The sequence below is a fragment of the Phreatobacter sp. GW821-FHT04C01 genome, assembly GCF_059420385.1.
Genome location: NZ_JBWKTP010000003.1, coordinates 358,041 through 380,441 on the forward strand (window position 1 = coordinate 358,041; position 22,401 = coordinate 380,441).

General features: G+C 68.0%; 24 protein-coding genes and 1 other RNA gene. 14 read left to right on the forward strand and 11 right to left on the reverse strand.

The annotated features are described in order from the left end of the window. The first annotated feature begins 39 nt into the window (after window positions 1-39). From AC07WJ_RS13385 to AC07WJ_RS13395, 3 genes are read left to right on the forward strand one after another with little or no spacing between them, the layout of a single operon-like run. The gene (locus AC07WJ_RS13385) at window positions 40-747 is read left to right on the forward strand and encodes a FadR/GntR family transcriptional regulator (RefSeq protein ID WP_494935085.1); all 708 of its coding nucleotides are present in this window, start codon (window positions 40-42) and stop codon (window positions 745-747) included. Continuing rightward, on the forward strand, window positions 744-2,180 hold the full coding sequence (gene uxaC / locus AC07WJ_RS13390) for a glucuronate isomerase (RefSeq protein WP_494935086.1): 1,437 nt from the start codon (window positions 744-746) through the stop codon (window positions 2,178-2,180). The genes AC07WJ_RS13385 and uxaC overlap by 4 nt, the downstream gene beginning before the upstream one ends. Continuing rightward, window positions 2,177-3,679, forward strand: coding sequence for a mannitol dehydrogenase family protein (locus tag AC07WJ_RS13395; protein ID WP_494935087.1), 1,503 nt, complete (start codon window positions 2,177-2,179; stop codon window positions 3,677-3,679). The genes uxaC and AC07WJ_RS13395 overlap by 4 nt, the downstream gene beginning before the upstream one ends. Window positions 3,680-3,704: 25 nt before the next feature. On the opposite strand, the gene recR is transcribed toward AC07WJ_RS13395, so the two are convergent. From recR to ffs, 4 genes are all read right to left on the reverse strand, one after another. After that, window positions 3,705-4,310, reverse strand: coding sequence for a recombination mediator RecR (gene recR, locus AC07WJ_RS13400; RefSeq protein WP_494935088.1), 606 nt, complete (start codon window positions 4,308-4,310; stop codon window positions 3,705-3,707). Window positions 4,311-4,508: 198 nt separating this feature from the next. Beyond that, window positions 4,509-4,832, reverse strand: a complete 324-nt coding sequence (locus AC07WJ_RS13405; protein WP_494935089.1) for a YbaB/EbfC family nucleoid-associated protein — start codon at window positions 4,830-4,832, stop codon at window positions 4,509-4,511. A gap of 15 nt (window positions 4,833-4,847) precedes the next feature. Continuing rightward, window positions 4,848-6,713, reverse strand: a complete 1,866-nt coding sequence (locus AC07WJ_RS13410) for a DNA polymerase III subunit gamma/tau (RefSeq protein WP_494935090.1) — start codon at window positions 6,711-6,713, stop codon at window positions 4,848-4,850. Between the two features lie 22 nt (window positions 6,714-6,735). Further along, window positions 6,736-6,831: signal recognition particle sRNA small type (gene ffs / locus AC07WJ_RS13415), an RNA gene on the reverse strand. Window positions 6,832-6,889: 58 nt separating this feature from the next. Between ffs and AC07WJ_RS13420 the strand changes: the two genes are divergently transcribed. After that, window positions 6,890-7,315, forward strand: coding sequence for an HIT domain-containing protein (locus AC07WJ_RS13420; RefSeq protein ID WP_494935091.1), 426 nt, complete (start codon window positions 6,890-6,892; stop codon window positions 7,313-7,315). A 63-nt stretch (window positions 7,316-7,378) separates the two neighbouring features. After that, the gene (gene nudC, locus AC07WJ_RS13425) at window positions 7,379-8,365 is read left to right on the forward strand and encodes an NAD(+) diphosphatase (protein ID WP_494935092.1); all 987 of its coding nucleotides are present in this window, start codon (window positions 7,379-7,381) and stop codon (window positions 8,363-8,365) included. Window positions 8,366-8,377: 12 nt separating this feature from the next. Here nudC and AC07WJ_RS13430 read toward each other — a convergent pair whose 3' ends face one another. The 3 genes from AC07WJ_RS13430 to AC07WJ_RS13440 form a co-directional block, all read right to left on the reverse strand. Further along, window positions 8,378-9,268, reverse strand: a complete 891-nt coding sequence (locus AC07WJ_RS13430) for a LysR family transcriptional regulator (RefSeq protein ID WP_494935093.1) — start codon at window positions 9,266-9,268, stop codon at window positions 8,378-8,380. Between the two features lie 64 nt (window positions 9,269-9,332). Next, window positions 9,333-10,196 carry a prephenate dehydratase gene (locus tag AC07WJ_RS13435; protein WP_494935094.1) on the reverse strand — a complete coding sequence of 288 codons (864 nt, stop codon included), beginning with the start codon at window positions 10,194-10,196 and terminating at the stop codon, window positions 9,333-9,335. A gap of 70 nt (window positions 10,197-10,266) precedes the next feature. Beyond that, on the reverse strand, window positions 10,267-11,001 hold the full coding sequence (locus tag AC07WJ_RS13440) for a 3-deoxy-manno-octulosonate cytidylyltransferase (RefSeq protein ID WP_494935095.1): 735 nt from the start codon (window positions 10,999-11,001) through the stop codon (window positions 10,267-10,269). Window positions 11,002-11,190: 189 nt separating this feature from the next. On the opposite strand from AC07WJ_RS13440, the gene AC07WJ_RS13445 reads away from it, so the two are divergent. The 9 genes from AC07WJ_RS13445 to AC07WJ_RS13485 all read left to right on the forward strand — a co-directional run bounded on the left by AC07WJ_RS13445 (window position 11,191) and on the right by AC07WJ_RS13485 (window position 18,444). Beyond that, window positions 11,191-11,736, forward strand: a complete 546-nt coding sequence (locus AC07WJ_RS13445; protein WP_494935096.1) for a c-type cytochrome — start codon at window positions 11,191-11,193, stop codon at window positions 11,734-11,736. Window positions 11,737-11,959: 223 nt separating this feature from the next. Next, window positions 11,960-12,655: a response regulator transcription factor gene (locus AC07WJ_RS13450; protein WP_494935097.1), complete on the forward strand. Its 696-nt coding sequence runs from the start codon at window positions 11,960-11,962 to the stop codon at window positions 12,653-12,655. A gap of 25 nt (window positions 12,656-12,680) precedes the next feature. Continuing rightward, window positions 12,681-14,468 (forward strand): sensor histidine kinase, encoded by a 1,788-nt coding sequence (locus tag AC07WJ_RS13455; RefSeq protein ID WP_494935098.1) that lies wholly within the window; start codon window positions 12,681-12,683, stop codon window positions 14,466-14,468. A gap of 2 nt (window positions 14,469-14,470) precedes the next feature. Then, window positions 14,471-14,920: an HPr kinase/phosphorylase gene (locus tag AC07WJ_RS13460; RefSeq protein ID WP_494935099.1), complete on the forward strand. Its 450-nt coding sequence runs from the start codon at window positions 14,471-14,473 to the stop codon at window positions 14,918-14,920. Window positions 14,921-15,055: 135 nt separating this feature from the next. Next, window positions 15,056-15,457, forward strand: coding sequence for a PTS sugar transporter subunit IIA (locus AC07WJ_RS13465; protein WP_494935100.1), 402 nt, complete (start codon window positions 15,056-15,058; stop codon window positions 15,455-15,457). Window positions 15,458-15,531: 74 nt separating this feature from the next. Beyond that, complete coding sequence (locus tag AC07WJ_RS13470) at window positions 15,532-15,852, forward strand: HPr family phosphocarrier protein (RefSeq protein WP_494935101.1); 321 nt, start codon at window positions 15,532-15,534, stop codon at window positions 15,850-15,852. 60 nt (window positions 15,853-15,912) lie between these two features. Continuing rightward, window positions 15,913-16,467, forward strand: coding sequence for a TIGR00645 family protein (locus tag AC07WJ_RS13475; RefSeq protein WP_494935102.1), 555 nt, complete (start codon window positions 15,913-15,915; stop codon window positions 16,465-16,467). Between the two features lie 10 nt (window positions 16,468-16,477). Further along, a complete protein-coding gene (locus AC07WJ_RS13480; protein WP_494935103.1) occupies window positions 16,478-17,212 on the forward strand; it encodes a class I SAM-dependent methyltransferase in 735 nt (244 codons plus the stop codon). 77 nt (window positions 17,213-17,289) lie between these two features. Continuing rightward, window positions 17,290-18,444 carry an aminotransferase gene (locus AC07WJ_RS13485; RefSeq protein ID WP_494935104.1) on the forward strand — a complete coding sequence of 385 codons (1,155 nt, stop codon included), beginning with the start codon at window positions 17,290-17,292 and terminating at the stop codon, window positions 18,442-18,444. A 78-nt stretch (window positions 18,445-18,522) separates the two neighbouring features. On the opposite strand, the gene AC07WJ_RS13490 is transcribed toward AC07WJ_RS13485, so the two are convergent. The 4 genes from AC07WJ_RS13490 to AC07WJ_RS13505 form a co-directional block, all read right to left on the reverse strand. After that, complete coding sequence (locus tag AC07WJ_RS13490; protein ID WP_494935105.1) at window positions 18,523-18,948, reverse strand: RrF2 family transcriptional regulator; 426 nt, start codon at window positions 18,946-18,948, stop codon at window positions 18,523-18,525. Between the two features lie 121 nt (window positions 18,949-19,069). After that, window positions 19,070-19,528 (reverse strand): dUTP diphosphatase, encoded by a 459-nt coding sequence (gene dut, locus AC07WJ_RS13495; protein WP_494935590.1) that lies wholly within the window; start codon window positions 19,526-19,528, stop codon window positions 19,070-19,072. A 116-nt stretch (window positions 19,529-19,644) separates the two neighbouring features. Then, window positions 19,645-20,847 (reverse strand): bifunctional phosphopantothenoylcysteine decarboxylase/phosphopantothenate--cysteine ligase CoaBC, encoded by a 1,203-nt coding sequence (gene coaBC, locus AC07WJ_RS13500; RefSeq protein WP_494935106.1) that lies wholly within the window; start codon window positions 20,845-20,847, stop codon window positions 19,645-19,647. A gap of 86 nt (window positions 20,848-20,933) precedes the next feature. Further along, complete coding sequence (locus AC07WJ_RS13505) at window positions 20,934-22,379, reverse strand: AMP nucleosidase (protein ID WP_494935107.1); 1,446 nt, start codon at window positions 22,377-22,379, stop codon at window positions 20,934-20,936. Window positions 22,380-22,401: the final 22 nt, after the last annotated feature.

The following is a 22,401-nucleotide window of genomic DNA, read 5'->3' on the forward strand; positions in this document are numbered from 1 at the left end:
CGCCCCATTAGCTTGCCCGGCTCACGTCGGGAGACCCTGGTGTCGCCGTTTCAAGCCGTTGATCAGGACAGGCTCTATGAGCGCGTCGCCCGCCAGGTCGCCGATCTCGTTGCCCGTGGCGACCTGAAACCGGGCGAGCGGCTGCCGGCGGAACGCGAACTCGCCCGCATGTTCGGCGTCAGCCGCCCGACCGTGCGCGAGGCGATGATCGCGCTGGAGATCGCCGGCCTGGTCGAGGTCAGGACCGGTTCGGGCATCACGGTCAGCGAGGCGCCGCCGTCGCGCGTTGTCGCCTTCGATGCCGGGCCGAGCCCGCATGAGCTGATCCAGGCCCGGCGCCTGATCGAGCCGGAAATCGCGGCGCTCGCCGCGGCCCTTGGCTCTCCCGCCGATGTCGCGGCGCTCGAGGCCTTGATCGCCGAGCTCGCCGCGAGCCCCGATCACCGCGCCAGCCAGACCGTCGACCGGACCTTTCACGTCGCCATTGCCCGGGCGACCGGCAATACCGTGCTGGTGTCGATCGTCGAAGGGCTGTGGGACCGGATGTTCTCGCCCTTGTTCGAAGTGGTCTCGGCGCGCACCGGCCTGCCGGAGAACCGCCGGATGACGCTTGCCGATCACCAGGCGGTCGTCGCCGCGCTGGCGCGCCGTGATCCGGCGGCGGCACGCGCCGCCATGCTCGCCCATCTCACCCATGTCCAAATGATCATCGTCGGGCCGAACGAGCCCGCTGAGGAGGTCGCATGACGCCGCTGAGGCTGCCGCCCGCTGCAAGCCGCATCTGTTCGCCGGATCGGCTGCTGCCGATCGAACCCGAGGCCCGGGCGGTCGCCCGGCGGCTCTATGACAGCGTCGCCGAGCTGCCGATCATCTCGCCCCATGGCCATACCGACCCGCGCTGGTATGCCGAGGACGAACCCTTCGCCGATCCGGCCAGGCTCTTCGTCATCCCGGATCACTACGTGTTCCGCATGCTCTATTCGCAGGGCGTGCCGATGGAGGCGCTCGGCATCGCCGCCAAGGACGGTTCGGCCGTCGAGACCGATCCGCGCAAGATCTGGCGATTGTTCGCCGGCCATTATCACCTGCTGCGGGCGACCCCGACCAGGCTCTGGCTCGACCATGCCTTCGCCGCCCTGTTCGGTCTCGACGAGCGGCTCTCGGCCGCCAATGCCGATGCCGCCTATGAGCGCATCGCCGCGGCGCTGCAGACGCCCGCTTACCGGCCGCGGGCCCTGTTCAAGACCTTCGACATCGAGGTGATCGCCACCACCGAAGGCGCGCTCGACGATCTCCAATGGCATGCCAAGATCGCCGCGTCCGGCTGGACCGGCCGCGTCGTCACCACCTACCGTCCTGACGCGGTGGTCGATCCCGATTTCGAGGGCTTCCGCGACAATGTCAGGAAGCTCGGCGAGATTACCGGCGAGGACACCGCGACCTGGACCGGCTATCTCGCCGCCCATCGCAAGCGCCGGGCCTTTTTCAAGGCCCATGGCGCCACCGCCTCCGACCACGGTCATCCCTCGGCGCGGACGGCCAATCTCGGCCCGGTCGAGATCGAGCGCCTGTTCCATCGCATCGTCACGGGGGAGGCCGGCGCCGACGAGGCCGACCTGTTCCGTGGCCAGATGCTCACCGAAATGGCGCGCATGAGCCTCGACGACGGACTGGTCCTGCAGATCCATCCGGGCTCGCGGCGTAATCACAACAGCCAGGTCTTTGCCCGTTTCGGCCGCGACATGGGCGCCGATATTCCAGGGCCCACCGACTATGTCGGCGCCCTGAAGCCGCTGCTCGACGCCTTCGGCAACGAGCCCGGCCTGACCATCATCCTGTTCACCCTCGACGAAACCGCCTATTCGCGCGAGCTCGCGCCGCTCGCCGGACACTATCCGGCGCTGCGTCTCGGGCCGCCCTGGTGGTTCTACGATTCGGTCGAAGGCATGAAGCGCTTCAAGGACCTGGCGATCGAGACCGCCGGTTTCTACAACACCGTCGGCTTCAACGACGACACCCGGGCCTTCCCGTCGATCCCGGCGCGCCACGATGTCGCCCGCCGTGTCGATTGCGCCCATCTCGCCGAACTCGTGCTGTCCGGACGGCTCGACGAGGACGAGGCCGGCGACCTGGCGCATGACCTCGCCTATGGCCTCGCGAAGAAGGCTTACCGGCTGTGACCCGTCTCTCCGATGCAAGTCGTCTCTCCGATGCGAGTCTCGGCGGCCTTCCCGCCGGCATTGCCCGCCCCGCCTATGACCGGACCGCCGTTTCCACCGGCATCGTCCATCTCGGCATCGGCGCCTTCCATCGCGCCCATCAGGCCGTGGTGATCGACGATCGCCTGGCCGCCGGCGAAACCGCCTGGGGCATTGTCGGCGCGTCGCTGCGCGCCGGCGACACCCGCGATGCGCTGAAGCCCCAGGATGGGCTCTACACGCTGGGCATCCGCTCGGCGGAACCGACCCGTTTCCGGGTGATCGGCGCGATCTCCAAGGTGCTGGTGGCGCCGGAAGATCCCGAACGGCTGCTGGCGAGGCTCGCCGACCCGGCGGTGCGCATCGTCTCCCTGACGGTGACTGAAAAGGGCTATTGCCACGACCCGGCGACCGGTGCGCTCGCCGAGGATCATCCCGATATCAGGCACGATCTCGCCCATGACCTGCCGCGCTCGGCCCCGGGCTATCTGGTCGAGGCGCTGCGCCGCCGCCGTCGTGCCGGCCATGCTCCCTTCACCGTGCTGTCCTGCGACAACCTGCCGGCCAATGGCGAGACCGTGAAGCGGGTGCTGACGCGCTTTGCCGGCCTGCGCGACGCCGATCTCGGCCACTGGGTCGAAGCCGAGCTCGCCTGTCCCTCGACCATGGTCGACCGCATCGTGCCGGCGACCACCGATGCCGACCGCGTCGAGATCGACGGCGCGCTCGGCGTCGCCGATGCCTGGCCGGTGGTGGCCGAGCCATTCTGGCAATGGGTGGTGGAGGATCATTTTCCGGCGGGACGGCCGGATCTCGCCGCCAGCGGCGTCGAAATGGTCGGCGACGTCGCGCCCTATGAACTGATGAAGCTCCGCTTGCTCAACGGTGCTCATTCGACGCTCGCCTATCTCGGTTATCTCGCCGGCTATGAGACGGTCGCCGATGCCGTTGCCGATGCCGGCATCCTGAGCGTCGTGACCCGTCTGATGGACGAGGCGACGCCGACCTTGCGGCCGCTGCCGGGTTTCGACCTGGAAAACTACAAGCGGAACCTCCGGCTGCGTTTCGCCAATCCGGCGCTGCGCCACCGCACCTGGCAGATCGCCATGGACGGTTCGCAGAAATTGCCGCAGCGCCTCGTCGGACCGGCCCGCGAGCGGCTGGCGCTCGGCCAGCCGATCGGCGTCATGGCGCTCGGCATCGCCGCCTGGATGCGTTACGTGACGGCGGTGGACGAGACAGGTGTCGCCATCGACCTGCGTGATCCGCTGGCCGACCGGCTCAAGGCGGTCGCCGCCGAGGCCGGACCGGTGGCGGCGAGGCTCGCGCCGGCGCTGCTCGCGACCCGCGAGATCTTCGGCGCCGATTTCGCGGTCGATCCGCGCGTCGTCGAACCGGTGACCCGGGCGCTCGACAGCTTGTTCCGCACCGGTGCGCGCGAGACCGCGGCACGGGTGGCGCGCCGGGACCTGATCCTGTGACCGCTTGATACCGTGAAGACTTGGTTCAGAACGCGGTGCGCGAGCGGATGGCCGCGGTGATCGTACCCTCGTCGAGATAGTCGAGCTCGCCGCCGACCGGCACGCCATGCGCCAGCCGCGTCACCTTCACGTCGGTATGGGCGAGCAGGTCGGTGACGTAATGGGCGGTGGTCTGCCCGTCGACCGTGGCGTTCACCGCCAGGATCACCTCGCGTACGCCGCCCTCGCGCACCCGGGTCAGCAGGCCCTCGATATTGAGGTCCTGCGGCCCGACGCCGTCGAGCGGCGACAAGGTGCCGCCGAGCACGTGGTATTTGGCGTTGATGGCGCTGGCGCGTTCCAGCGCCCAGAGATCCGACACGTCTTCCACCACCACGATGACCGAGCCGTCGCGGCGCGGATCGCTGCACACCGTGCAGGGGTCGGAGGTGTCGACATTGCCGCAGGTCGAGCAAATGACGATTTTGGCCAGCGCCTCCTCCAGCGCCGCGGTGAGCGGCTGCATCAGGCTCTCGCGCTTCTTGACCAGGTGCAGCGCGGCGCGCCTGGCCGACCGGGGCCCGAGGCCCGGCAGCTTGGCCAGCAACTGGATCAGCCGCTCGATCTCCGGGCCGGTGACACGTCTCTGCATCGGATCTCGTCTCGGGCGAAGGGAAGGTCGGTTCTCGCGGGCCGAAAAAGGCTCGCGAGGTGGAATGCATCGGGACGAAGCAGGTGCTCCACACTGCAATTCGGCCGGCCGTCCTTCGAGCTTCGCTCGCCGGGGGTGACGTTGGTGCCGAGTGACGTGAAAGCGCTGGCCCTCACTCGACGACCACCCCGCCCCGCCTCAGAACGGCAGTTTCATCCCCGGCGGCAGCGGCAGGCCGCCGGTCACCGCCTTCATGCGTTCGGCCATCACCACCTCGGCCTTCTTGCGCGCGTCGGCATGGGCGGCGACGATCAGGTCCTCGACGATTTCCTTCTCGTCCGCCTTCAACAGCGAGGCGTCGATCGACAGGCCCCTCATGTCGCCCTTGGCGGTCAACCGCACCTTGACCAGGCCGCCACCGGACGAGCCTTCGACCTCGGTGCGCTCCATGTCGGCCTGCGCTTCCTGCAGCTTCGCCTGCATGGCCTGCGCCTGCTTCATCAAGCCCATGATGTCTTTCATGGCGTCATCCTCAAATCAGAAATCATCGTCCCAGGGAGCCACCGGCTCCCAGCTGTCGTCGTCGTCGTCGGGCTCGACGGGGGCCGCGACCGCGCCGCCGGTCTGATCGTTCAGCGGCCGGACCGAGACGATCTCGGCACCCGGAAAGCGCGCCAGGATGGCCTGGACGGTTGGATGCGCGCGCACGCCGCGTTCGCGATCGGCCTGGGCCGCCTCCTGCTGCTCGCGCAAGGTCGGCTCGCCCTCCTCCGAGGACACCGTGACCATCCAGCGCTTGCCGGTCCAGTCGGACAGTTTCTTCTGGATGTCGCCGGCCAGCGTCGGGGCCGCCTGGCGCGTCAGCCGGATGTCGAGCCGCCCATCCTCGCAGCGCACCAGATGCACGTCGCGTTCGAGCGCGCCCTTGAGCAGGATGTCGCGCTTGTCATTGACGAGTTTGACCACCTCGGGAAACGAGCCGAGCACGATGCCGGCCTGGACCGGCGGCGCCATGGGCGCCTGCATCGGCGTCTGCATCGCGATTGGCGCGCGCTCCGGCATGGCGACCGACTGCAGCCGCGGGGCAAGCGCCGCGCTGGCCGCGCCGCCGCCACCCTGGCTGATATTGCCGCCATTTCCGAGATTGCCGCCCGACGGCGCGCGGGGCGCCGGCGCGGCGCCGGATCCCATCGCCCCGTCGGCCAGCATGCGCAGCGCCTCGTCCGGCGTCGGCAGGTCGGCGGCATAAGCGATCCTGACCAGCACCATATCGGCGGAGGCGAAGGGCTTCGGCGAGCGGCCGACCTCCTCGATGCCCTTCATCAGCATCTGCCAGGCGCGTGTCAGCACCCGATGCGACAGCTTGGCCGCGCAGATGCGGCCGCGGTCGCGCTCGGTCTCGCTGAACGAGAGATCGTCGGCGGCCTGCGGCACCACCTTCACGCGGGTGACGAAATGGACGAATTCGGCGAGTTCCGTCAGCACGATTTCCGGGTCGGCGCCGTCGTCATACTGGCTTTTCAGCTCGGCCATGGCCGCCGCGACATTGCCCGACATCAGGTGCTCGAACAGGTCGATGACGCGCGCCCGGTCGGCGAGACCGAGCATCCGGCGGACCTCGTCGGAGCTGACCTTGCCGGCGCCATGGGCGATCGCCTGGTCGAGGATCGACAGGCTGTCGCGCACCGAGCCCTCGCCGGCGCGCGCGATCAGGCCGAGCGCGTCGGCGTCGACCTCGACCTTTTCCTTGCCGCTGATCGTCTGCAAATGGCGCACCAGCACGTCGGCGTCGACGCGCCGGAGGTCGAAGCGCTGGCAGCGCGACAGCACGGTCACCGGTACCTTGCGGATCTCGGTGGTGGCGAACATGAATTTCACATGGGCCGGCGGTTCCTCCAGCGTCTTCAGGAAGGCGTTCCACGCCTTCTCCGAGAGCATGTGGACCTCGTCGACGATATAGACCTTGTAGCGGGCCGAGACCGGTGCGTAGCGCGCGCCGTCGGTGATCGCCCGGACGTCGTCGATACCGGTATGGGAGGCCGCGTCGATTTCCATCACGTCGACATGGCGGCCTTCCATGATCGCCTGGCAATGGATGCCGGGCCGGGCCAGATGGATCGACGGCTTGTCGACTTCGCCGGGCAGCTCGTAGTTGAGCGCGCGGGCGAGAATGCGGGCGGTGGTGGTCTTGCCGACACCGCGCACGCCGGTGAACACATAGGCCTGGGCGATCCGGCCGGTGTCGAAGGCATTCGACAGGGTCCGGACCATGGCCTCCTGGCCGATCAGGTCCTCGAAGCTCTGCGGGCGGTATTTGCGGGCGAGCACCCGGTAGCTCGCGCCTGCCGCGGGCTCTGTCACCCCGAGATCGAACCCGGGTTCGTTCTCGGGCGTGGAATCCATAACGTGCTCGACATGGGTTGAAGTGGGAGGCTGGCACGCGACCCGAAACGGGCTCGTTACGGCTGCTTCCTTCCGGACCTGACCGGGTTGGCGAGAGTCTCGTCCACCGCCAACCTCCCAGGGTCTATATGGAGCGTCGGGACGCCGAACTCAAGCCGATTCGAAAGGCATCTGCCATGACCACCGAACCGCACGACCTCGATATCGACCCGCGGCTGGCCGCCGACTCGGTGCCGGTGACCGACCTTTCACTTTGTCATATCAGGCTGATGAACGATGCCACCTATCCCTGGCTCATCCTGATTCCGCGCCGCGACGGGGCTGTGGAAATCGCCGATCTGGCGCGGGCCGACCGTATCGCCCTGATGGACGAGATCGCGGCCGCCTCCGACGTGCTGCGGGGCATGACCCGTTGCGACAAGCTCAACGTGGCGGCGCTCGGCAATATGGTGCCGCAGCTTCACGTCCATGTCATCGCCCGGTTCCGCGGCGACCCGGCCTGGCCCGGCCCGGTCTGGGGCAAGGCGCCGGCCCAGCCCTATGGCGACGCGCCGCGCGCCGGCCTGGTCGCGGCGCTGGCCGCAAGGCTCGTCTCCGGCTGACGCGTTGCTCGGGCCGATGAGCCGTGCGAGCGTCAGCCCCTTCAGATCGAAAAGAAGTTCCCGATGTCCGATTTCGACCCGCTGCCGAAACTGCCCGCGATCACGCTCGGCTATACCGAAAACAATCTCGACCGGATGAGCGCCAAGCGCGGCGACGAGGCCTGGGTGGCCGCGACGCTCGCCGACCCGCGCGCCCGGCTCTACCTGTTCGGCGGCGAGACCCCGGTGCTCCGGCGCAATGGCGACATGGGCGACCCCTTGTTCACGCTCGCCGAGGCCGAGCCTTTCGGTCCGGGCCTGGAGACCGCCTTTCTCGGCCTGGCCAACGGCGCGCCCCGTTTCGCCAGGCTCCTGCCGGATTTCGCCAAGCCCGACCCGGAGGCCTATCGCCTGCCCGAGGTGAAGGTCGCCGATCCGAGCCTGTTGATCACCGACATGCGCTCGATCGCGGTGGCAGGCCTCGTCGAGCCGCATCACCTCGGGCCGATGGCCGAGGGCAAGGCGCTGCTCTACTGGCATTCGAATCACCGTTTCTGCGGCAAATGCGGGGCGCCCTCGACCATGACCCAGGCCGGCTGGCGGCGCGATTGTCCGACCTGCCAGGCCGTGCATTTTCCGCGCACCGACCCGGTGGTGATCATGCTGGCGGTCGACGGCGACCGTTGCCTGATGGGCCGCCAGCGCCGCTTTCCGCCCGGCATGTATTCGGCGCTCGCCGGTTTCCTCGAGCCGGGCGAGACGATCGCCGATGCGGTGCGCCGTGAAATCATGGAAGAGGCGCATATTTCGGTCGGCCGGGTCGGCTATCTCTTCGATCAGCCCTGGCCGTTCCCGGGCTCGCTGATGATCGGCTGCCATGCGGAAGCGACTTCACGGGAGATCGAGATCGACACCGACGAGCTCGAGGACGCGCGCTGGTTCACCCGCGAGGAGTGCTGGATGATGCTCGCCCGCCAGCACCCGGAACGGTTCTCCTGCCCGCCGCCGGTGGCGATCGCCCATCACCTGATTCGGGCCTTCGTCGACGGCGGCCTGGTGCTGAAGAGCTGAGCCGGCCGAGCTTCAGCCGAAACGGCTCCGGACCAGTGCGATGGCTTGCGCCCCGCGCGAGCCGGGCGGCTGGGGCATCCAGGCGCAGGCCGTCGTCCAGGGCGGCAGGTCGTTCGCCTCGATCAGCGGCAGGATGGTCGCGCCGTCGATGGTCAGGCGCTTGGCGATGGTCGAGGGCACCAGCGTCGAGCCGAGGCCGAGCGCCACCATGGCGAGCACCGAGGACCATTCCCGGCCGGTCTGGGCGACATAGGGATCGGCGCCGGTCGCCCTGAGCGCGGCGAGAAGCCCGTCATGGATCAGCGGCGCCTGGTCGCGCGCCAGCATGACCAGCGGCTTGCGCGCGAGATTGGCCAGGCTGACCGTCTTGCGCAGGTGGGCGTCGGCCTCGGGCACCGCCGCCGACCATTTCGACACGGCGACGATGCGATGGTCGAGCCGGGGCGTCGCGGCGAAGGGCGGGGCGAGAAAGCCGAGCACCAGCCGGCCGTCGGCGAGCGCCTGCAGCTGGTCGCCGGCCGGCATGTCGTGGATATCAGGTGCAAGTCCCGCCTCGGCCCAGGCGGGATCCTCGACAATGTCGCGGACCGGTCCGAACAGCGCGCCGGACGCGACCCCGATGGCAATGGTTTCCGGCCGGTCGGCGACCGCGCGGGCCAGCCGTTCGGCCCGTTCGGAAGCCGCCAGCGCCAGGCGCGCCTCGCCGACAAAGGCTTCGCCGGCCGGCGTCAGCCGGATCGATTTGCCGGAATGGTCGAACAGCAGCGCGCCGATGCGCCGCTCCAGCTGCGCGATGCGCGCCGTCACCGTGCGCTTGCCGACGCCGCCGGCGCGCGTGCCGGCCTCGCCGAGGTCGCCGCTATCGGCCAGCGCCACCGCGAGGCGAAATGTCTCGTAATCCATGACGCAAGCCCGTTGCCCCGGCGACATTGCCGCGATTCGGGTTTTCTGGCGAACCTTTGCGGTCTTACTCGGCGATCTGCTTTTCCACTTCGTTCCGCCATGGGTTCTGCGGATAGACGCCGAGAATGGTCAGCTCCTTGGCGAAGAAGGCGAGTTCTTCCAGCGCCAGTTTCACCGACCGGTCGTCCGGATGGCCTTCGATCTCCGCGTAGAACTGGGTCGCCACGAAGCGGCCGTCGATCATGTGGCTTTCCAGCTTGGTCATGTTGACGCCATTGGTGGCAAACCCGCCCATGGCCTTGTAGAGTGCCGCCGGCACGTTGCGCACCTGGAAGACGAAGCTGGTCAGGCAGTTCTGGTTGGGCGCGGCCCAGATCTTCTGGCGCGACAGGATGACGAAGCGCGTGGTGTTGTGGGCGGCGTCCTCGATGTCCTCGGCCAGGATGTCGAGGCCATAGACTTCGGCCGCGAGCCGCGGCGCGATCGCCGCCTGGGTCGGATCGCCGGCCTCGGCCACCTCGCGTGCCGAGCCGGCCGTGTCGCCGGAAACCACCGGTTTCAGGCCGAGCTTGCGGATCATCAGCCGGCATTGGCCGATGCCCATGATGTGGCTGCGCGCGGTCTTGATGGTGGCGAGCGACGCGCCCTTGATGGCCATCAGCTGGAAGCGGATCGGCAGGAAATATTCGCCGATGATGCTCAGCCCCGCGCGCGGCAGCAAGTGGTGCACGTCGCCGACCCGGCCGGCGATCGAGTTTTCGATCGGGATCATGCCGAGATCGGCCTCGCCGTTCTGCACGGCGGCGAAAGCGTCCTCGAAGCTCGGGCAGGGCAGCACGTCGGCGTCCGGAAAGACGTCCTTCGCCGCGATGTGCGAGTTGGCTCCGAGTTCTCCCTGGAAGGAGATGCGCTTCGGCGCGAGGATCATGGGACGCGAGCTCCGCTCAGGGGATTGGTCTTCGGTGGGGCGATCTTCGGTCTGGGTCATCGTCGATCTATCAGGATGTCGCGAGCAGCGCACGGGCCCGTTCGAGATCGGCAGGAGTGTCGACGCCGAGCGGCACGGCATCGACGACGGCGACGTCGATGCGCATGCCGTGTTCCAGCGCGCGCAGCTGCTCCAGCCGCTCGCGCCTTTCGAGCGGCGCCGGCGGCAGCGCGACGAAACGGTCGAGGGCGGTGCGCCGATAGGCGTAGAGGCCGATATGGTGATAGAGCGGGCCGTCGCCCGAGGGCGCCGTGGCGCGGGTGAAATAGAGCGCCCTGAGCCGGCGCTCGTTCAGCGGCGTGCCGACCACCTTGACCACGTTGGGATTGTTGATCTCCTCGTGGCGCGTGATCACCGCGGCGAGCGTGCCGATATCGACCGCGGGGTCGTCGAGCAGGTCGGCCGAGGCGCGCACCACGCGCGGGTCGATGGTCGGCAGGTCGCCCTGGACATTGACGATGCGCTCGACCCGCCCCTCCGGGTCGACCAGGTTCAGGGCCTCGTGGATCCGGTCGGAGCCGGTGTGATGATCCGCACGGGTCATCACGGCGCGTCCGCCGGCGGCCTCCACCGCGGCAATGATTTCGGCCGAATCGGTCGCCACCACCACCGGACCGACGCCGGCGGCCTCGGCGCGGCGCATGACCTGCACGATCATCGGCTGGCCGGCGATGTCGGCCAGCGGCTTGCCCGGCAGGCGCGAGGCGCTCATGCGCGCCGGGATCAGGACGATAGAGGTTGTCATCAGCGTTTTTTGGGGTAGAAGGCCAGTTTGGAGGCGTCAAAAAGTAGCATGCGAGAAGCGTGCTTATACGGGTTGCCTCCAGAGGAGCAAATTGGATAGTGTCCGCCCCGAATTGGCCGGCCCCATCCGCGCGGTTTTCGCGCATCCTCATGAACTCGACGCGTCGCCGGTTGCCTGGAGCTTGTCCCGATGGACGGATTTGAATTCAACAAGATCGCGATGGCTCTGCTGCTGGTGGGCACGAGCACGCTTGGCGGCAGCATTCTCGCCAACGACGTGATCTTCAAGCCGACGAAGCCGGCAAAGCCCGGTTTCGAGGTGGCGGTCGCCGCGGCCCCGACCGCCGGCGCGCCGGCGGCCCCGGCCGCTCCGGCCAAGCCGATCGCGGAAGTGATGGCCTCCGCCAATCCGGCGAACGGCGCCGCGGTGTTCCGTCAGTGCCAGGCCTGCCACAACGCCGCCAAGGGTGGCCCGAACGGCGCCGGCCCGAACCTTTACGGCATCGTCACCCGGCCCCATGCCGCCTCGCCGGGCTTCAACTATTCCGCCGCGATGAAGGGCAAGAACGCCGAGCCCTGGAGCTTCGAGGCGCTGTTCGCCTTCCTGGGCGCGCCGCGCACCGCCATTCCCGGCACCACCATGTCGTTCGCCGGCATCCGCTCGGAGCAGCAGCGCGCCGACCTCCTGGCCTATCTGGCGCAGCAGGCCGATACGCCGGTCGCCCTGCCGAAATAAGCCTGACGGCAAGGTCCTGATCGCAAGGCCGGGGCATGCCCCCGGCCTTTTGCTTTGACGGCGAGGCGTTCGCGGCGCACCCTCTGCCGGCGGATTCGGGCCTGAATCGGGTCGAATCGGCCCATGACATCGCTCTGCCATGGCATTATCCTAGGCGAACCCTATTTCCGCCATGCTTAGCCCGTTCGAACGGCAGGTCTTTGCCCCCATTCAAGGTTGAACAATGCCGACCATCGCACTCGTCGACGACGACCGGAATATTCTGACCTCGGTCGCGATCGCGCTCGAAGCCGAAGGTTACCGGATCGTCACCTATAATGACGGGGCTTCCGCGCTCGACGGATTCAAGCAATCCCCGCCGGACCTCGCCATTCTCGACATCAAGATGCCGCGCATGGACGGCATGGAGCTGCTGCGCCGGCTGCGCCAGAAGACCGACATGCCGGTGATCTTCCTGACCTCCAAGGACGAGGAGATCGACGAGCTGTTCGGCCTGAAGATGGGCGCCGACGATTTCATCCGGAAGCCGTTCTCGCAGCGCCTGCTGGTCGAGCGCGTCAAGGCGGTGCTGCGCCGCGCCCAGGCCAAGGATCCCGCCGCCGAGCCGAAGACCGACGCCAAGGTGCTGGAGCGCGGCAAGCTGCGCATGGATCCCGAGCGGCATACCTGCACCTGGGACGGCCATCAGGTGACGCTCACCGTCACCGAGTTCCTGATCCTCCAGGCGCTCGCCACGCGGCCCGGGGTGGTAAAGAGCCGCAACGCGCTGATGGACGCGGCCTATGACGATCAGGTCTATGTCGACGATCGCACGATCGACAGCCACATCAAGCGCCTGCGCAAGAAGTTCAAGGTGGTCGACGACGACTTCGAGATGATCGAGACGCTTTACGGCGTCGGCTACCGCTTCAAGGAGTGAGGCGAACCGCCTCGCTGCAACGCCAATGCTCGATCGGACGCCCCCAAGCGCTCTCGACGGCCCATCCGCGCTCCTGAACGCGCGGGCGGCCCGGCCCTGGACGCGCTTCGTCCGGGTCCTGGCGCGCGGCATGCGGGCGGTGCTGAACCGCTCGTTCTCCAGCCTGACCCGCCGCATCGTGCTGCTCAACCTGGCAGGCCTGGTGGCGCTGGTCTCGGGCATTCTCTGGCTGTCGCAGTTTCGCGCCGGGCTGATCGAGTCGCGCGTCCAGAGCCTGCTGGTGCAGGGCGAAATCATCGCCGGGGCGATCGCCGCCTCGGCCGCGGTCGACGGTTCGGTCATTCCGATCGACCCCGACAAGCTGTTCGAGATGCAGCTCGGCGGCTCCGGCGCCTCGGTCGACGATCCCGCGGCGCTGCTGGAATTTCCGATCAATCCGGAGCGGGTCGCGCCGGTGCTGCGCCGCCTCACCGGGCCCACCGAGACCCAGGCGCGCATCTATGACCGCGAAGGCAACCTGATCCTCGACAGCCGCAACCTCTATGGCCGCGGCGACATCTCGACCTTCGACCTGCCGCCGATCGGCCAGAAGCCGCCCTTCTACGAGAAATGGTGGAACGAGGTGCGCCGGTTCCTGCGCGGCGGCGGCGATTTCCCGATCTATCGGGACGTCGGCTTCCGCAATGGCAAGATCTATCCGGAGGTCGCCCAGGCGCTCAGCGGCCAGAAGGGCAGCATGGTGCGGGTCAATGACCGCGGCGAGGTCATCGTCTCGGTGGCGATCCCGGTGCAGCGCTTCCGCGGCGTGCTCGGCGTGCTGCTGCTCAACACCCAGGGCGGCGAGATCGACGCGGTGATCGATGCCGAGCGCTTCCAGGTGCTCAGGGTGTTCCTGGTCGCCGCCTTCGTCATGGTGGTCCTGTCGATCCTGATGGCGCGCACCATTGCCGGTCCGGTGCGCAAGCTCGCCGGCGGCGCCGAGAAGGTGCGCCGCCATCACCGGTCGCGCGAGGAGATCCCCGACTTCAGCCATCGCCGCGACGAGATCGGCCATCTCTCGCGGTCGCTGCGCGACATGACCGACGCGCTTTATGCCCGCATCGCCTCGATCGAGAGCTTCGCCGCCGATGTCGCCCACGAGCTGAAGAACCCGCTGACCTCGCTGCGCTCGGCCGTCGAGACCTTGCCGCTGGCCAAGTCGGACACCTCGCGCGCGCGGCTGCTCGAGGTCATCCAGCACGACGTCAAGCGGCTGGACCGGCTGATCACCGACATTTCGGACGCCAGCCGCCTGGATGCCGAGCTGCAGCGCCAGGAGGCCACCAAGGTCGATCTGGCCAAGCTGCTCGGCACGCTCGTCACCATTGCCAACGAGGTCAAGCGCGCCGACGGCGTCAAGGTCTCGCTGAAGTTCGAAGGCGGCCGGCCGCAGGATTTCGTGGTGCCCGGCCATGACAGCCGGATCAGCCAGGTGGTCACCAATCTGGTCGACAATGCCCGCTCGTTCTCGGCCGAGGGCGGCGAGGTGCGGGTCACCGCCCGCAAGCTGAAGGGCGCCGTCGAGATCACCGTCGAGGATGACGGGCCGGGGATCCGCCCGGATGCCTTGCAGCGCATTTTCGAGCGCTTCTACACCGATCGTCCGCACCAGGATTACGGCCAGAATTCCGGCCTCGGCCTGTCGATCTCGCGGCAGATCGTCGAGGCCCATGGCGGCCGCATCTGGGCCGAAAACCGGCCCGGACCGGCCGACGACGAAGGCGAGCCGACCAGCCTCGGGGCGCGTTTCGTCGTCCGGCTTCCGGCGGTCTGATCGTGGCGGAAGGCGCCGGCCGGACGGTTCACGCGAGCGCCGTGCTGGCGGGCGCCAAGGCGGTGCTGATCCGCGGCGCGTCGGGGGCGGGCAAGTCGCGCCTGGTGCTCGGCCTGCTCGACGCGGCACACACCGGCGGCCTGTCTTTCGCCCGCCTGGTGGCCGATGACCGCGTCCGTCTCGAGGCGGCCCATGGCCGGCTGCTGGTCCGCGCGCCCGAGCGCATCGCCGGCCTGGTCGAGGAACGTGGGCGCGGCGTGCTGGCCTGCCGCTACGAGGCCGTGGCGGTGGTCGGGCTGGTGGTCGACCTGGATGCCGCCGATGGCGCCCGCATGCCGGACGTCCTGGCGCTGAAAACCGTGATCGACGGTGTCATAGTGTCGCGGCTCCCGGTGGCCCCGGGTTGCGATCCGTTGCCGCTTGTGCTCTCGCTATTGCAGGGGAGGCGTTGACATGAGGCTTGTGTTGCTGCGGCGCACCAATCTGCAATCGTTCGCAAGGGTGGACCTTGCGCTCTCCGGTGACATGGTGATGATATCCGCCTCTTTTGTGATCTTGCGCGCGGGTCGTGGCGCGCGGAGTGCCGGATGATCGGTCTCGTCATCGTCACGCATGGTCAACTCGCCGTCGAGTTCCGCGCCGCCATGGAACATGTGGTGGGACCGCAGCGTCAGGTCGAAACGGTCGCTATCGGGCCGAGCGACGATATGGATCAGCGCCGCCGCGACATCATCGCAGCCGTCGATCATGTCGATACCGGCGACGGCGTGGCTGTTCTCACCGACATGTTCGGCGGCACGCCGTCCAATCTCGCCATTTCGGTCATGAACGGCCGCGCGGTCGAGGTGATCGCCGGCATCAACCTGCCGATGCTGGTCAAGCTCGCGACCGTGCGCGGCGAGAAGCCGCTGCAGGAAGCCGTGCTGCACGCCCAGGAGGCGGGCCGCAAATATATCAACATCGCCAGCCGCGTGCTCGCGGGTCATTGAGCACGATGCGGGCGATCGCGGACGACAAGGCGAGAGCGCCGACAGGCGCCGGCGGAGGAGCAAAGGATTTGGCCATGGTGGATGACGAAGCTGACTGTCCGCCGGAAGCGCCGGCCGCCGAAGGCGAGATCGTCCGTGAAGTGCCGATCCTCAACAAGCGCGGCCTGCATGCGCGCGCCTCGGCCAAGTTCGTCGCCTGCGCCGATCGGTTCGACGCGGCGGTGAGCGTGTCGCGCTGCGGCGAGACGGTGGACGGCACCTCGATCATGGGCCTGATGATGCTGGCGGCCGGTATCGGCACCTCGATCACCGTCAGGGCCACCGGGCGGGAGGCCTCGGAAGCGGTCGATGCCATCGCGGTGCTGGTCGCCGACCGGTTCGGCGAGGGCGAATAGCCCGGTGCGCGGGACGGGCGCGCTCTTGCCCGACCGTCTGCCGCGTGCAAAAAAAGCCACATGACCGAAGCGTCGCCCAGCCCGGCCCAGGCATCTGCGGTCCCACGATCTCCAGCCTCCGTCGCGCGGCGTGTCGAGAAGGTTCTGTTCGCCAGCCGCTGGCTGATGGCGCCGTTCTATCTCGGCCTGGTCATTGGCCTGGCGCTGCTGGTGATCACCTTCCTGCGCGAACTCGCGCATCTCGTCATGATCATCCCGAGCGCCAAGGAGTCCGACGTCATCCTCGGCATCCTGACGCTGGTCGACCTGTCTCTGGCCGGCAATCTGGTGGTCATGGTGGTGTTCTCCGGCTACGAGAACTTCATCTCGAGGATGCACGACATCCCCGCGGACGAGCGGCCGGAATGGATGGGCACGATCGATTTTTCGGCCCTGAAGCTGAAGCTTCTGGCCTCCATCGTCGCCATTTCCGCCATCCATCTCCTGAAGGCCTTCATGAATATCGCCGCCATGAGCGACCGCGAGGTGACCTGGCTCATTCTGATCCACGTCGTTTTCGTGGTGTCGGGCGTGTTCCTGGCGCTGTCGGACAAATTGACGGGGTCCTCGCATTGAGGCGGCTGCGATGACCGACTGGCGCTCCTTCTGGGACGGCGAGCACGCGATCTACGTGAACGCCAGGCACAAGGCCGTGCACTACCGCGCCATTGCCGACGGCATCCTCCGGCATCTCGCGGAAAGCCGCGCCGGTCCCGGCGCGGTGGTGCTCGACTATGCCTGCGGCGAGGCGCTGGATGCCGGCCGTGTCGCCGCTGCGGTGGGCCGTCTCGTGCTGTGCGACGGCGCGCCCTCGGTGGTCGCCAGGCTGCGCGACCATTTCGGTGCCTTGCCCAATGTCGCCAGCGTGCTGCCGGAAGATCTGGACGACGTGCTCGGCGACCACGAGGCCGACCTGGTGGTGGTCAGCTCGCTGATCCAATATCTCACCCGCGCCGAGCTGGGCACCTTGCTGGACCGTTTCAAGGCCAAGCTGAAGCCCTCGGGGCAATTGGTGATCGCCGATGTCATCTCGCCCGATACCGGCATTGTCGCTGATGTCGGCTCGCTCCTGCGCAACGGCTTCGGCCAGGGCTTCCTGTTCGCCTCGATCGCCGGCCTCGCCGCGACCGCGGTGTCGCCCTATCGCAAGATCCGCAGCGAGCTCGGGCTGTCGACCTATTCCCAGGCCGATATGCTCGGCCTGTTCGCCGCGCACGGCTTTTCGGCGGAGCGTCATCCGGTCAATCTCGGGCTGACGCCGCATCGCATGACCTTCGTCGCGCGGCCCGTCCTGGCTCCGGTGGCTCCGGCCGCCGCGTGAATTGACTCTTTTTCGGCCTTTCTGCATACCGATCGTCCCGTTCGTTGTAACGAACGATCCGTCTTCCCGGTGCTGTCATGAACCCGATTTTCGCCGATCTTCCGACCACCGTCTTCGAAGTCATGTCGCAACTCGCCCGCGAGACCGGCGCGATCAATCTCGGCCAGGGCTTCCCGGATGATCCGGGTCCGGCCGATGTCCGCCAGAAGGCCGCCGACGCGGTCGTCTCCGGCTGGAACCAATATCCGCCGATGATGGGCCTGCCCGAGCTGCGCCAGGCGGTTTCCACCCATTACGCGCGCTTCCAGGGACTGTCGCTCAATCCCGACCAGGAGGTGATGATCACCTCCGGCGCCACCGAGGCCATCGCCGGCGCGCTGTTTGCGCTGATCGAGCCGGGCGACGAGGTCGTGCTGTTCCAGCCGATGTATGACGCCTATCTGCCGCTGGTGCGCCGCGCCGGCGGGGTGCCGCGCTTCGTCACGCTCAGGCCGCCGCATTGGCGCTTCAGCGAGGCCGATCTCGCCGCGGTGTTCACGGCCAGGACCAAGGTCGTGCTGTTCAACAACCCGCTCAACCCCTCGGCTTCGGTGTTTCCGCGCGAGGACCTGGAACTGCTCGGCCGCTTCTGCGAGCGTTTCGGCGCGACCGTGGTGTCCGACGAGGTCTGGGAACACGTGATTTTCGACGGTGCCCGGCACGTTTCGGTGCTGGCCGTCGATGCCTTGCGTGAGCGGGCGGTGAAGATCGGTTCAGCCGGCAAGATCTTCTCGCTGACCGGCTGGAAGGTCGGTTTCGTGGCGGCGGCGCCCGCCCTCATGAAGGTGCTGGCCAAGGCCCACCAGTTCCTCACCTTCACCACGCCGCCCAACCTTCAGGCGGCGGTCGCTTATGGGCTGGCCAAGGACGACGGCTATTTCAACGGCATGCGCGCCGATCTGCAACGCTCCCGCGACCGGTTCGCCGGTGGCCTCGCACAGGCCGGCTTCCAGGTTCTTCCGAGCGCCGCGACCTATTTCATCAATATCGATCTGGCTTCCGCCGGGATCACCGATGACGTCGCCTTCTGCCGGAAGCTGGTCACCGACCACGGCGTCGCCGCCATTCCGGTCTCGGCCTTTTATGCCGAGACGCCGGTGACCTCGGTGGTGCGCTTCTGCTTCGCCAAGAAAGACGAGACGCTCGACGGCGCGCTGGAGCGGCTCGCCCGGGTGATGTCGCGGGCAGCCTGAGCCGAACCCCGATCACGGCCAGATAGCGGCGCCGCCGGGAACTTGCCCGGCGGATCCGGTGATTCGCCCGGGCGCGCCTCAGGCCAGCGCCAGTGACGGCCTGGACTGCCCTTCGGCCGAGGCGCAGAGCTCGGCGATCGAGATCCGGTCGAGCGCGGCGTAGAACCGGCTTTCGGCCTCGGCGATCGCCGGCTCGATCACCGTCGAAACCAGCAAGGTCATGCTCTCGGCTTCGTCGTCGCCATGGGTCGCGACGGCGCGGACGATCTCGCCACAGCTGATCTTGCGCCGGTCGCGGGCAATATCATAACCGCCGCGCGGACCGCGCAGCCCTTTCAGGATGCCGGCACGGACGAGCCCCTGCAGCAGGGGTTCCAGGTGGCGCGGCGGCAAAGCGTGCCGCTGCGCCAAAGCTTTTGCGGCCACGGGCGCGTGGCGGCCGTGGATCGCGATATCGAGAACGGCAGCTATCGCTAGCCGGCCGCGACGAGACAGGATGGGCATGCAAACCTCAACGTCCGGGACTAACGTTGGTTTCCCTTTACGGAAAGGGAGCACATGTCGCCCGACTCATAATAGGCAAGTTTTGCATACGACCTCTGATTGCAGCGCAGGGGTCGCGCCCTCAACGTCCGGTCGAGCCGAAGCCGCCGGCTCCGCGTCCTGTTTCATCCAATGTATCAGTCAGATACAGTTCCGCTCGGGTGACCGGCGCGATGATCAGCTGGGCGATCCGCTCGCCGCGGCGGATTGTCACAGCCTCTTCGCCGAGGTTGATCAGGATCACCTTGACCTCGCCGCGGTAGTCGGCGTCGACCGTGCCGGGGGCGTTGGCGACCGTCAGGCCATGCTTCAAAGCCAGGCCGGACCGAGGCCGGACCTGGCCTTCGAAGCCTTCGGGGATGGCCAGGACGAGGCCGGTGGGCACGGCCGCCCTGGCGCGGGGCGCGAGCGTCACCGGCTCGGTTTCGGGCAGCGCCGCGACCAGGTCCATGCCGGCGCTGCCGCTGGTCTGGGCGGCCGGCAGGGGCAGGCCTTCGGCATGGGCGAGCCGTTGCACCGGGATCGGCAGGGGCGTGGTCATGATACCTCTATTTTCGCGCTCAGATTGTTTTTTGGCGACGCCGTTCAAGGCCTCGCCCGAAGCTTCGGTCCGAACCGCGCTCGAAAGCCGGGTCAAAGCTGCGGTCGACGTTTCCGCTAGAGCTTCTTGGCGATCAGGCTGACAAGCGCCCGCGCGACGTCGTCCTTGGATTGCCTGGCCCAGGTTTCGACGCCGTCGGCCGACACGATGTGAACCGTATTGGCATCGCCGCCGAAGGTGCCGGTCGCCGTGCCGACGTCATTGGCGACGATCAGGTCGGCGCCCTTGCGGGCGAGTTTCGCCCGGGCATTGTCGATGACCGCCTCGGTCTCGGCGGCGAAGCCGACGACCAGCTGTGGGCGTTTGGTCGGGTGCTTGGCGATGGTCGCCAGGATGTCCGGGTTCTCGACGAAGGCGAGGCTCGGCGGGCCCGCCGGCCCCTTCTTCAGCTTGGCGCCCGCCGTCTCGGCCACCCGCCAGTCGGCGACCGCCGCGGCAAAGACGCCGATGCTGGCCGGCAGGGCCTGTTCGACCGCCGTCATCATGTCGCGGGCGCTTTCGACATGCACGACGGTGACGCCGACCGGGTCCGGCAGGCTGACCGGGCCGGTCACCAGGATCACCTCGGCGCCGGCTTCGGCCGCCGCCTTGGCGATGGCATGGCCCTGCTTGCCCGAGGAGTTGTTGGAGATGTAGCGCACCGGATCGATCGGCTCGCGCGTCGGTCCCGACGTCACCACCACCCGCTTGCCGAGGAGCGGCCGGCTGACCGCCGGGTCCAGCATCATCCGCTCGATCGCCGCGATGATCTCATGCGGCTCGGCCATCCGGCCGGGGCCGAACTCGCCGCAGGCCATGCCGCCGTCATTGGGGCCGACCACCGCGACGCCGTCGGCTTTCAGGATCGCGAGATTGCGCTGGGTCGCCGGGTGCAGCCACATGCGCACATTCATCGCCGGCGCCAGCAGCACCCGCTTGTCGGTGGCGAGCAGCGTCGTCGAGGCGAGGTCGCTCGCCAGCCCATGGGCCATCTTGGCCATCAGGTCGGCGGTGGCCGGCGCCACCACCAGCAGGTCGGCGTCGCGCGACAGCTCGATATGGCCCATCTCGGCCTCGTCGGTCAGCGAGAACAGCTCCTGATGCACCTTGGCGCCGCTGAGCGAGCCGACCGACAGCGGCGTGACGAATTCGGCGCCGGCCCTGGTCAGGATGCAGTGCACGCTGGCGCCGCGATCCTGCAATCGGCGGATCAGCTCCAGCGACTTGTAGGCGGCGATGCCGCCGCCGATGATCAGAAGGATACGTTTGGACTGGAGCATGGTGGGATGAGCCCGGTCGCGAGGGGAGCACGACCCTAACCGGTTGTCGAGGCCGATCAAGATCGCCTTTGGTTCGTGCTGAAAGGTCAGCGGAACGGCGGTTCGTCGAAACTCCTGAGCTTGCGCGAGTGAATCGCGCCACCGGTCCGCTTCAGCCGCTCGATCGCGTCGAGCCCGACCAGCAGGTGCTGGGCGACCGCATTGGCATAAAAGGCATTGGCGGCGCCGGGCAGCTTGATCTCGCCGTGCAGCGGCTTGTCGGAGACGCAGAGCAGCGTGCCGTAGGGCACCCTGAGCCGGTAGCCCTGGGCGGCGATCGTGCCGCTTTCCATGTCGACCGCGATGGCGCGCGACAGGTTGATCAGCCGCTTTTCCTGGGTATAGCGCAGCTCCCAGTTCCGGTCGTCATTGGTCACCACGGTGCCGGTGCGCAGCCGGTGCTTCAGCGTGTCGCCGCTTGCCCCGGTCACCGCCGCGCAGGCCTCCTGCAAGGCGGTCTGGATCTCGGCGAGCGCCGGAATGGGAATTTCCGGCGGCACCAGCGCGTCGAGGATGCGGTCGCGCCGGAGATAGGCATGGGCGAGCACGTAGTCGCCGATCTCCTGGGCCTGGCGCAGGCCGCCGCAATGGCCGACCATCAGCCAGCAATGCGGCCGGAGCACCGCCAGGTGATCGGTCATGTTCTTGGCGTTGGACGGCCCGACGCCGATATTGACCAGCGTCACCCCCGGCGTGCCGGTCCGTTCCAGATGATAGGCCGGCATCTGGAAGCGATGCCAGGCGGAGGCGCTGATCCGCTCGACCGCGCCCTCCAGATTGCTGGCGTCGACGCTGAGCCCGCCCGGCGCGATCAGCCGGAGCGCCCGGCCTTCGGCGATTTCCTCGACCGCCCAGGCGACGAACTGGTCGACATAGCGGTGATAATTGGTCAGCAGGATCCAGGGCTGCACCGACCGCCAGTCGGTGCCGGTATAATGGATGATGCGGCGCAGCGAATAGTCGACCCTGACCGCGTCGAACAGCGACAGCGGCCGGCCGCTGACCGCCGGGCCGTCATAGGTGCCGTCGGCGATCTCGTCGCCGACCAGCGCCAGCAGCGGCACGGGAAAGAACCGGGCGAGCTCTCCCGGCGTGGCGTTGCCGGCGGAGAATTCATTGCCGCCGTCGAGCACGTAGGGGTAGGGGATTTCCTGCGTGCTCGGTCTGACCTCGATGACGGCGCCATATTCGGACACCAGCGGGCGCAACTGATCGAGCAGGTAGCGGCGAAACTCGCCGGGATGGGTCACCGTCGTGGTGTAAAGGCCGGGATGGGCGAATTTCCCGTAGGCGCGCCGGTTGCGCGGTGCCGCCCGGTCGGGCGCATAGGTGACGGCGAGCTCGGGATAGACGAATTGCGCGCGCTCCTCGGTCGAGGGCGGTGGTCCGCCGGCCAGGAACCGCGCCAGCGCGGCGCGCAACGCGCCGGTCGCCTCGGCATAGAGCTGTTCCAGGCGGTCGACGGCGGTATCGGGGGTCAATAACTGAGCCATGACAGAACATAGTCGCAGCCGG